A 9,418-nucleotide genomic window follows, 5' to 3' on the forward strand; every position below is an offset into this window, starting at 1 on the left:
ATGTCGCTCGTCACCGCCGTCTGCCGCGTCGACCGCCTGCTGCCCGACTCCGGCACGATCGGCGTCACCGCCATCGACAAGCGTCCGGTCGACGGGAAGGTCCGGGTCCGACCGCTCGGGCTGTACGCCGACGTCCAGGCCGACCGGAAGCACCACGGTGGCGAGGACCAGGCCGTGTACGCCTACGCCGACGAGGACGCCGCGTACTTCGCCGCGTCGCTGGAGCGCGAGATCCCGCCGGGCCTCTTCGGCGAGAACCTGCGGACCACGGGTGTCGACGTCACCGGGGCCGTGACGGGCGAGCGGTGGCGCGTCGGCGAGACGCTGGAGCTCGAGGTGACGATCCCGCGGATCCCGTGCGGCACGTTCGCGCGCCGGATGGGCGTCGACAAGTGGGTCCGGCGGTTCACCGAGGAAGGCCGTCCGGGCGCGTACCTGCGGGTCGTGAAGTCCGGCCCGGTGGCAGCAGGTGACCCGGTCGTCGTGACGTACCGGCCGGAGCACGGGGTGACGATCGGCGAGGTCTTCGCGGGGCTCACCCCCGAGCGGGCCCGTGCCGTGCTCGAGTCCGGGGAGCGACTCGCACCGAAGGTCGTCCGGGACGTGTCGAAGGTGCTCGCCCGCTCCTGATCGGCCGCCCGCTCGGTCACCCGCCGCGTGTCGGGTCGAGCGGCCGCTTCGCTCGGGGCAACCCGGCGACGACCAGGTCGTAGGCGTTCGCGACGAGGTCCTCGACCAGGGTCTCGTCGATGCCGTCACCGGGAGCGAGCGTGATCCAGTGCCGCTTGTTCATGTGCCACCCCGGTGTGATCTCGGCGTGGTCGCGGACGAGCGCTGCCCCGTGCGGCGGCGCGCACTTCAGGTTGACGATCGGCACACCCCGGAGCTCGCTCGTCATCACGAACATCTTGTCGACGACCTTGTAGACCAGGGCGCCCTCGCCGAAGGGCTCGGTCTCGAACACCGCGGGCAGGCCCATCGCGGTGCGACTCGCGATCTCGTGCAACTGCGCGCCGTCCATGCACCCAGCATGCCCCGGACACCCGACACCGCGGCTCGCGGACCGGACCTGTTCGGGGGCATGTCATGAGTGTCGTTCACATCGTAGGATCAGCTCGCCGCGTACCCGACGCGGCGGTCGCTCCGGCGATCACCCACTCGTTCCAGGGGGAACCCGTGCGCATCATCCGTACCCTCGGCATCGCCGCCGCCACCGCAGTCCTCGCCACCACCGTCGTCGTCGGAGGGGCCTCCACCGCGCAGGCCGCCCCGAAGACCTACGCCAACTGCACCGCGGTGCACAAGGTGTACTCGGGCGGCATCGCGAAGAAGTCCGTCACGAAGAACAAGGTCACTTCGCAGGGCAAGGTGACCTACCGCGCCCTCAAGGGGACGGTGAAGAAGGACGACGCCCTGTACAAGGCGAACAAGAAGATGGACCGCGACGCCGACGGCATCGCCTGCGAGAAGAGCTGACGCGCTGACGCACCGAAGCGCTTGCCCTCGGACGCCCCGTCGATCCGGCGGGGCGTTCAGAGCGTCGGGACGCCCTCGTGCCCGGACCGCGGACGGGCGGTCCCGGCGACCCCGGTGACGACCGACCCCGCGGGGACGTCCTTCGTCACGACGGTGTTCGCACCGACGACGGAGTCCTGCCCGATGCTGATCGCCCCGATCAGCGACGATCCCGCGCCGAGCACCACGCGGTCGCCGACCACCGGGTGCCGTCGGGCTCCTGGGCCGTGGTCGCCGCCGCGCCCGCCGAGGGTCACCCCGTGGAACAGCACGACGTCGTCCCCGATCACCGCGGTCTCCCCGATCACGACGCCCATGCCGTGGTCGATGAAGAACCGTCGGCCGATGCGGGCGCCCGGGTGGATCTCGATGCCCGTCACCGACCGCGCTGCCTGGCCGATGACCCGTGCGACGAACCGCGATCCGGGCAGGCCTCTGGCCAGCCACAGCCGGTGCGTCACGCGGTAGGTCCAGATGGCGTGCAGCCCCGAGTAGACGATCGCGTTCTCGAGGTCACCACGGGCGGCGGGGTCGCCGCGACGTGCTGCGGCCAGGTCCTCCCGGACCGTCCGCAGCACGCCTCGTCGGACGGGACGACTCACGCAGTGAGTCCCTCGAAGAGCACCGTCGACAGGTAGCGCTCCCCGGTGTCGCAGACGATCGCGACGATGCGCTTGCCGGCGTTCTCTGGTCGGGCGGCGATCTCGAGCGCGGCGTGGATGATCGCGCCGGACGAGATGCCGGCCAGGATGCCCTCGTCGGTCGCGAGCGCCCGCGCCACACGCAGGGCGTCGTCGAGCTCGACGTCGAACACCTCGTCGATGACGGACTGGTCGAGGACCTCTGGGATGAAGTTCGCGCCGATGCCCGCGATCTTGTGCGGTCCGGCCTTGCCCTCGGTCAGCAGCGGGGAGTCCTTCGGCTCGACCGCGACGATCTGCACGCCGGGCACGCGCTCCTTGAGCACCTGGCCGACACCCGTGATCGTGCCACCGGTCCCGACGCCGGCGACGAACACGTCGACGTGCTCCTCGGTGTCGCGCAGGATCTCCTCAGCGGTGGTCTTCCGGTGGATCGCGGCGTTCGCGGCGGTCTCGAACTGGTGGGCGAGGATCGCGCCGGGCGTCTCGTCGACGATCGCGGCGGCGCGTTCGACCGCGCCCTTCATGCCCTCGGGACCAGGGGTGAGCACGATCTCGGCACCGTAGGCGCGCATCACCGCACGACGCTCGACGCTCATCGTCTCCGGCATCGTGATGATCACCTTGTACCCGCGGGCCGCACCGACGAGCGCGAGGGCGATGCCGGTGTTGCCCGACGACCCCTCGACGATGGTGCCGCCCGGCTGCAGGTCGCCGGACTGCTCGGCCGCGTCGATGATCGCGACGCCGAGGCGGTCCTTCACGCTGGCGCCGGGGTTGTAGAACTCGAGCTTGGCCAGCACCTCGGCGCCGCCCGCCTTCGGCAGCCGGTTCAGCTTGACGAGCGGGGTGTTGCCGAACGCCTGGGAGATGTTGTCGTAGATCGTGCCGCTCATCCGGTCCGTCCTCATCGGGTCAGGTCGCGCATCGCTCTTCCTGGAGGCGCGGTGTGCGCCCGATCCTAGCGACCGGACCCCAGGTGGTCCTGTCCACGGCGTCGGGCTCCCGTTGCCGTGTGGCCCACCTGGGCGTACGGTGCCGGGCAACGACGAGGAGGTCGCCATGTCCAAGCTGCAGCAACCCGAGGTCGCACCGCCCGTGGTCGACCGTGCCGCGTTCGACGAGGCACTCGCCACCCAGGTCCGCGACGAGAAGGAACTCACCCGGCACGGCGACCGTGTGTCCGCCGCCCGCCGACGACTCCCGATGGTCCAGGTGGAGGACTACGAGTTCCAGGGCGCCGACGGCCCGGTCCGGCTCTCGGAGCTGTTCGACGGCCGCTACCTGCTCCTCGTGCAGAACGTGATGTTCGCGCCCGACTGGGACGACGGCTGCCCGAGCTGCACCTGGGCCGTGGACAACCTGCCGGCGAACACGGGTCGGCTCGACGACGAGGGCATCGCGTTCGCCATGGTCTCGCAGGCCCCGATCGAGAAGCTCGAGCGCTGGCGGGAGCTGCGCGGCTGGCCGCACCGGTGGGTGTCGTCGGGCGACACGAGCTACCACGACGACTGGGGGTGGACCCTGCACCACGACGACTACGACGGTCCGGTGCCGGGCTACTCGTACTACCTGCTGCGCGACGGAGTGCCCTACCTGACGTACGCCACCGGATCGCGTGGGACCGAGGCCATCCTGCCGGTCGCGCACATCATGGACCGCACCGCGTACGGCCGCCAGCAGGACTGGGAGGACAGCCCCGAGGGCTGGCCGCAGTACCCCACCTACGGCTGACGCCGGCGCTCCGTGCCGATCGGTCAACAGGCTGTTGACCTATTGACGATTCGTCAGCGCACGAACGCCGTCCGCGCGAACCGCTCGTCGGTCGCGTCGAGCACCCGCAGCACGTTGCCCCCGGCGAGCGCCCGCAGGTCAGCCGCTCCCCACCCGCGCCGCTGCAGCTCGGCGGCGAGCACCGGGTACCGGGACACGTCGCGCAGGTCCGGCGGCAGCACCGGGGTGCCGTCGTAGTCCCCGCCGAGCCCGATGTGCGCTGCGCCGGCGAGGTCGCGGGCGTGCTCGACGTGGTCCGCCACGTCCGACACCGTCACGAGCGGCGGCTCCCCCACCGAGCCGGCGTCCTCCCAGTCGGCCCACGCCCGGGACACGAACTTCGGCACGAAGGTGATCATCACGACACCGCCGTTGTCGCGCAGGCGGCCGAGCACGTCGTCCGGGACGTTCCGCGGGTGGTCGTTCACCGCGATCGTCGACGAGTGGCTGAACACCACGGGCTGGGTGGCGACGTCGAGGGTGTCGCGCATGGTGTCCGGCGACGTGTGCGACAGGTCGACGAGCATCCCGATCCGCTCCATCTCGGCCACGACCTCGCGCCCACGGTCGGTCAGGCCGCCGTGTGGGTGGGAGCCCGTCGCCGAGTCGGCCCAGGGGGTGTCGTCGTTGTGCGTGAGCGTCATGTAGCGCACGCCGAGTCGGGCGAAGTCGCGGAGCACCGCCAGGTCGTCGCCGATGGAGTGCCCGCCCTCGGCGCCGAGCAGCGACGCGATCCGGCCGGACTCGACCGCCGCCCGGACCTCGGTCGCCGTCCGGGCCAGTGCGAGCGACTCCGGGTACCGCTCGATGATCCGGTGCGCCAGGTCGACCTGCTGCAGCGTCGTCCGCACGGGGTCCGGTTCGTCGACGGGCACGAAGACCGACCAGAACTGGCCGACGACCCCACCGGCGCGGAGCTTCGGCAGGTCGGTGTGCAGCGAGTCGACCTCGGTGTCGATGCCCTCGACCCCGGAGTCGTGGGTCTCGCGGCGCTCCCACGGCAGGTCGTTGTGGCCGTCGATGACCGGGAACGGGATCGCGTCGAACGTCATGCCCCCGACGCTACCGCGCACGTCCCCGTGGCTAGGCTCGGTGCGTGGACCCCGTCACCCTCCGGACCGATCGCCTGGTGCTCTCCGTGCCGGAACCGTCCGATGCGGAGGACGTCATCGCGTACGCGAACGACCCGGACGTCATCGCCTACACGCCGGTGCCGGTGCCGTACGGCCACGCCGAGGCGCACCACTGGATCACCGACGTCGTGCGCGCGGGCTGGTCCACGGACTCCCGCTACGAGTTCGGCATCCGGCGGGCCGACGACCTCCGACTGCTCGGGACGATCGGGCTGTTCGGGTTCGTCGACGGCGCGGCCGAGGTCGGCTACGCCGTGCACCCGGACGGTCGCGGCCACGGCTTCGTGACCGAGGCCGCAGCCGCCGTCCTGGCGTGGGCGTTCGCGCCGTCTCCCGACGGACTCGGGCTCGTCCGCGTGCAGTGGCGAGCGATCGCCACGAACGCCCCGTCTGCGGCGATCGCGCAGCGGCTCGGGCTCCGCTACGAGGGGCGACTCCGGTCCGGCGTGTCCCACCGCGGACGACGCCACGACCAGCTCATCGCGGCTGCTCTGCGCGACGACGACCGCTCGACGCCGACGGTCTGGCCCGCGTCGTGACGGTGACGTTCCGCGTGGTCACCGAGCTCGCGGCGTCGCCCGAGCGCGCGTTCGCGCTGTCGCTCGACATCGGCGCGCACGAGCGGTCGATGGCTGCGACCGACGAACGCGCCGTCGCCGGCACGACGTCCGGCACGATCGGCTTGGGCGAGTCGGTCACGTGGCGCGCGCGGCACTTCGGGATCGTCTGGCGGATGACGAGCCGGATCACTGCTCTGGAGGGCCCCCACCGGTTCGTCGACGAACAGGTGCGTGGGCCGTTCGCCCGGTTCCACCACGAGCACCGGTTCGAGCCGTCGGCCGGCGGCACGCGCATGGTCGACACCATCACGTTCCGCGCGCCGTTCGGCCCGCTCGGTCGTCTGGCCGAGGTCGTCGCCCTCGAGCGCTACCTGCCGCGGCTCATCCGTGAGCGCAACGCGTCACTCGCCACCGAGCTGCACGCCGACGGCCGCGCCGGCCACGACGGTCAGGGCGCTGCGAGCTCCCCCAGCGCGTCGTAGGCACTCGCCACCGCGTCGACCCGAGCGCGGCCGGCCGGTCCCGAGGCTTCGTACACGTCGTTCGCGATGGCTGCGACGACCGCGAACAGGGCCGCCATCGAGTCGAACGCCGCCGGTGAGTCGACCGGGCACAGGATCGCGGTGTTCGCCGGTGCCGCGATGACGGCTGCGGTCGGGTCGCCCAGCACGACGACGTCGGCGCCGGTCGAGACACAGTGCCGCACGATCCGGTCGACCCCGGCGGTGTGCCGACGCACGGTCACCAGGACGACGAGGTCACGGCGGTCGAGGTCGGCGACCTCTTCTCCGAGCCGCTGCCCCGGTGCCGGACCGACCCGGACGTCCGAGCGGACCTGGGCGAGCTGGGCGCGGAGCTGCAGCGCCACCGGGTAGGCGCCACGCTCCCCGAACACGAGCACGCGACGAGCCCGGACGATGCGACGCGCGAGTCGCGGACGATCGGCTCGGGCCAGCGAGGCGAAGGCCGCGTCGAGGTTGCGGGCCTCGACCGCGCGCTGGTCGACGTGGGCGGCGTCCTCCGCCACCCACGGCAGGCCGGAGCCGCGTGCGGACATCAGGTTCTGCCGGACCTCGGCTGCGTCCTGGAACCCGAGCGACCGGACGAGCCGGGACACCGTGGCCTTCGACGTGCCCGACTCGGCGGCGAGTTCGGCCGAGGTGCCGACGAGCAGGAGTTCCGGGTCGTGCCGGACCATCGCGGCGACGCGTCGTTCGGCGGGCGAGAGCTGCTCCCAGACGGAGTCGATGCGGGCGCGGACGTCCGGTCCGGCGGTGCTCATGCCCGGGCCACCCGCTCCACCGCGACGGCGAGTGCGTCGAGCCCGAGCGCGATGTCGGGCGTCGAGACGAACTCGTCCGGGTGGTGGCTGATGCCGTCCGGGTTGCGCAGGAACAGCATCGCGACGTCGGTGACGAGCCCGAGCGACATGGCGTCGTGTCCGGCCCGCGAGAACAGCTCCATCGGCGCGGCCTCGCCCGTCGACTCGATGCCGGCGCGGACGGCGTCCATCAGCCGCGGCGCGCAGAACACCGCCGGTGCGCGGTGCACCTCGGTCGGCGTGACGCTGACCCCGCGTCGTTCCCCGATCACCGTGAACGCCTTCGTGAGCTCGTCCCAGACCGCGTCGCGGCCGTCGTCGAACTCGCCGCGCAGGTCCACCGAGAACCGTGCGAGGCCGGGGACCACGTTCACCGCACCCGGTTCGACGGTCATCGTGCCGACGGTGCCGACGTGGTGCGATGCCCGGCAGATCCGCTCGACGGCGAGGGCCGCCTCGGCCGCGGCGAGCAGCGCGTCGTGGCGGCGCTCGTACGGCGTTCCGCCCGCGTGCCGGGCCTCGCCCACGGCCTCGACCGAGAAGCGTCGGGCGCTCGCGATGCTCGTGACGACGCCGAGCGCCTGACCGGCCTGCTCGAGGTACGGGCCCTGTTCGATGTGCGCCTCGAGGTACCCGGCGAGCGTCGTCGGGTCTGCCGCCGCGTCACCCACCCGGGCCGGGTCGAGCCCGAACCGGGTGAACGCCTCACGCAGGGTGACGCCGTCGCCGTCCGCCAGGTCCCACCAGGACTCGTCCCACACCCCGGCGACGGCGGACGACCCGAGCAGGGCCTTGCCGAACCGGGTCCCTTCTTCGTCGGAGAACGCGATGACCTCGAGCGCGACGGGCAGCGGTCCCGCGGTCGTCAGTCGCGCAGCGGTGCGGACGGCCATCAGGACCCCGACGATCCCGTCGTAGCGGCCGGCATCCACCACGGTGTCGAGGTGCGAGCCGAGCAGCAGCACGGGGGCGTCGGGTGCCACGCCGTCGACCCGTCCGTGCAGGTTGCCGGCGGCGTCCTGCCAGGTGGTGAGTCCGGCGTCCTGCATCCACCCGGCGACGATCCCGTTGACGCGGGCGTGCTCGGGCGACAGGTACACGCGGGTGATCCGGCCGGTCTCCTCGGTGACCAGGGCCAGCTCGTCGCACCAGCGCGCCACGAGCTCGGCGTCGGCGGTGCCCAGGGCGGTGGCGGTCACGACCGGGGCCGCGCTCACGCCAGCACCCCGACCGGCGCACCGGCGAAGGCGTCCAGAGCGGCGTCGACCCCGCCGCCGTGCGGGACGGCGTGCCCCGCCCGGCGGAGCGCGTGCTCGAGGGCGGCGAGGGTCGTCACGACGGTGTCCTTGCGGGCGTTGTAGCCCATGGTGCCGATGCGCCAGACCTTGCCGTGCAGCGGTCCGAACGAGGTGCCGATCTCGATGCCGTGGTCGTCGAGCATCGAACCACGGACCTGGTCGCCGACGACGTCGGACGGGATCTCCACCGCGACGACGTTGTGCATCTTGTGTGCGACGTCACCGAACACTCCGAGCCCGAGCGCCTGGACGCCCTGCAGCATCGCGCGGCCCGCGAGTTCGTGGCGTGCGATCGCCTGCTCGCGCCCTTCGTCGAGCAGGATGCGGGCGCACTCGTTGGCGGCGTAGAGCATCGACGCGGCCTCGGTGTGGTGGTTCAGCCGTCGCGGCCCCCAGTAGTCCAGGATCATCGCGAGGTCGAGGTAGTTCGAGCGGATCGGCTCGTCGGCGACGTCGTCACCGGGTTCGCGGATGCCGGCCTCGACGCTGCGGCGCTCGTCGAGCACGGCGGTCGCACGCGGCGAGACGGTGACCGGCGCACTGCCGGACGGCCCGCCGAGGCACTTCTGCAGGCCGGCGCTGACGGCGTCGATGCCCCAGGCGTCGACCTCGAGCGGGTTGCCGCCGACGGTCGCCGTGGCGTCGGTGTAGAACAGCACGCCGTGCCGCTCGCAGATCGCGCCCAGTTCGTCGAGCGGCTGGTTCATCGTGGTGGAGGTGTCGCCCTGCACGATCGCCAGCACCTTCGGCCGGACGCGGACGATGGCGTCCTCGATCGCGGACCGTGTGAAGACCTGACCCCACGCGGTCTCGATGGTGTGGACCTCGGCCCCGGCACGCGCGGCGATCTCGGCGAGCAGGTGTCCGAACCGGCCGAACACCGGCACGAGCACGCGGTCACCCGGTGCGAGGAGCGACACGAGCACTGCCTCGATCCCGGCGCGCGAGGTGCCGTCGACGAGCACGGTGGCGTCGTTCGTGGTGCCGAACACACCGCGGTAGAGCTCCTGGGTGTCGTTCATGGCGGAGGTCATCCACGGGTCGTACTGCCCGACGAGCGGGGTCGACAGGGCGCGGAGCACACGCGGGTCGGCGGTGATCGGGCCGGGGCCCATGAGGAGGCGGGCTGGCGGGTTCACGGGGTGCATTGTTGGTCCTTCCGTTCCGGTTACGAGCG

Annotated in this window: 12 protein-coding genes; 5 read left to right on the forward strand and 7 right to left on the reverse strand. The window is 72.2% G+C overall.

Annotated features, from left to right (window positions below; genetic code table 11):
- Positions 1–630 (forward strand): MOSC domain-containing protein, encoded by a 630-nt coding sequence (locus DEJ14_RS13485; RefSeq protein ID WP_111084366.1) that lies wholly within the window; start codon positions 1–3, stop codon positions 628–630.
- Between the two features lie 16 nt (positions 631–646).
- Here the strand turns inward: DEJ14_RS13485 and DEJ14_RS13490 are convergent, their stop codons facing one another.
- Positions 647–1,021, reverse strand: coding sequence for an MmcQ/YjbR family DNA-binding protein (locus DEJ14_RS13490; protein ID WP_111084367.1), 375 nt, complete (start codon positions 1,019–1,021; stop codon positions 647–649).
- A 155-nt stretch (positions 1,022–1,176) separates the two neighbouring features.
- Here DEJ14_RS13490 and DEJ14_RS13495 point away from each other — a divergent pair, with 155 nt between their 5' ends.
- Positions 1,177–1,476 carry an excalibur calcium-binding domain-containing protein gene (locus DEJ14_RS13495; protein ID WP_258373188.1) on the forward strand — a complete coding sequence of 100 codons (300 nt, stop codon included), beginning with the start codon at positions 1,177–1,179 and terminating at the stop codon, positions 1,474–1,476.
- Between the two features lie 56 nt (positions 1,477–1,532).
- Here DEJ14_RS13495 and epsC read toward each other — a convergent pair whose 3' ends face one another.
- Together epsC and cysK are read right to left on the reverse strand one after the other, a co-directional pair.
- Entirely contained in the window at positions 1,533–2,117 is a 585-nt protein-coding gene (epsC, locus tag DEJ14_RS13500; RefSeq protein ID WP_235035942.1) for a serine O-acetyltransferase EpsC, read from the reverse strand.
- Positions 2,114–3,052 (reverse strand): cysteine synthase A, encoded by a 939-nt coding sequence (gene cysK, locus DEJ14_RS13505; RefSeq protein WP_111084370.1) that lies wholly within the window; start codon positions 3,050–3,052, stop codon positions 2,114–2,116. Before cysK ends, epsC begins: the two co-directional genes overlap by 4 nt.
- 166 nt (positions 3,053–3,218) lie before the next feature.
- Here cysK and DEJ14_RS13510 point away from each other — a divergent pair, with 166 nt between their 5' ends.
- Positions 3,219–3,890 (forward strand): DUF899 family protein, encoded by a 672-nt coding sequence (locus DEJ14_RS13510; protein ID WP_111084485.1) that lies wholly within the window; start codon positions 3,219–3,221, stop codon positions 3,888–3,890.
- Between the two features lie 53 nt (positions 3,891–3,943).
- Here the strand turns inward: DEJ14_RS13510 and DEJ14_RS13515 are convergent, their stop codons facing one another.
- Entirely contained in the window at positions 3,944–4,981 is a 1,038-nt protein-coding gene (locus DEJ14_RS13515; RefSeq protein ID WP_111084371.1) for a dipeptidase, read from the reverse strand.
- Positions 4,982–5,025: 44 nt separating this feature from the next.
- Between DEJ14_RS13515 and DEJ14_RS13520 the strand changes: the two genes are divergently transcribed.
- Entirely contained in the window at positions 5,026–5,601 is a 576-nt protein-coding gene (locus DEJ14_RS13520) for a GNAT family N-acetyltransferase (protein WP_111084372.1), read from the forward strand.
- A complete protein-coding gene (locus DEJ14_RS13525) occupies positions 5,598–6,104 on the forward strand; it encodes an SRPBCC family protein (RefSeq protein ID WP_111084373.1) in 507 nt (168 codons plus the stop codon). The genes DEJ14_RS13520 and DEJ14_RS13525 overlap by 4 nt, the downstream gene beginning before the upstream one ends.
- On the opposite strand, the gene DEJ14_RS13530 is transcribed toward DEJ14_RS13525, so the two are convergent.
- Genes DEJ14_RS13530 through DEJ14_RS13540 form a run of 3 tightly spaced genes read right to left on the reverse strand, consistent with a single transcriptional unit; the run spans position 6,071 to position 9,389 of the window.
- A complete protein-coding gene (locus tag DEJ14_RS13530; RefSeq protein ID WP_111084374.1) occupies positions 6,071–6,904 on the reverse strand; it encodes a MurR/RpiR family transcriptional regulator in 834 nt (277 codons plus the stop codon). The two genes, DEJ14_RS13525 and DEJ14_RS13530, sit on opposite strands and share 34 nt — an antisense overlap.
- Entirely contained in the window at positions 6,901–8,160 is a 1,260-nt protein-coding gene (locus DEJ14_RS13535) for an allantoate amidohydrolase (RefSeq protein ID WP_111084375.1), read from the reverse strand. The genes DEJ14_RS13530 and DEJ14_RS13535 overlap by 4 nt, the downstream gene beginning before the upstream one ends.
- Positions 8,157–9,389, reverse strand: coding sequence for a pyridoxal-phosphate-dependent aminotransferase family protein (locus DEJ14_RS13540; RefSeq protein WP_111084376.1), 1,233 nt, complete (start codon positions 9,387–9,389; stop codon positions 8,157–8,159). The genes DEJ14_RS13535 and DEJ14_RS13540 overlap by 4 nt, the downstream gene beginning before the upstream one ends.
- Positions 9,390–9,418: the final 29 nt, after the last annotated feature.

The sequence above is a fragment of the Curtobacterium sp. MCJR17_020 genome (genome assembly GCF_003234365.2).
In the GTDB taxonomy this organism is placed as follows: Bacteria; Actinomycetota; Actinomycetes; order Actinomycetales; family Microbacteriaceae; genus Curtobacterium.

Bases quoted from the DNA above. Each gene is read 5' to 3' on its own strand.
- DEJ14_RS13485 (WP_111084366.1), top strand. From the start codon at position 1: ATGTCGCTCGTCACCGCCGTCTGCCGCGTCGACCGCCTGCTGCCCGAC.
- DEJ14_RS13490 (WP_111084367.1), bottom strand. From the start codon at position 1,021: ATGGACGGCGCGCAGTTGCACGAGATCGCGAGTCGCACCGCGATGGGC.
- cysK (WP_111084370.1), bottom strand. From the start codon at position 3,052: ATGAGCGGCACGATCTACGACAACATCTCCCAGGCGTTCGGCAACACC.
- DEJ14_RS13510 (WP_111084485.1), top strand. From the start codon at position 3,219: ATGTCCAAGCTGCAGCAACCCGAGGTCGCACCGCCCGTGGTCGACCGT.
- DEJ14_RS13515 (WP_111084371.1), bottom strand. From the start codon at position 4,981: ATGACGTTCGACGCGATCCCGTTCCCGGTCATCGACGGCCACAACGAC.
- DEJ14_RS13530 (WP_111084374.1), bottom strand. From the start codon at position 6,904: ATGAGCACCGCCGGACCGGACGTCCGCGCCCGCATCGACTCCGTCTGG.
- DEJ14_RS13540 (WP_111084376.1), bottom strand. From the start codon at position 9,389: ATGCACCCCGTGAACCCGCCAGCCCGCCTCCTCATGGGCCCCGGCCCG.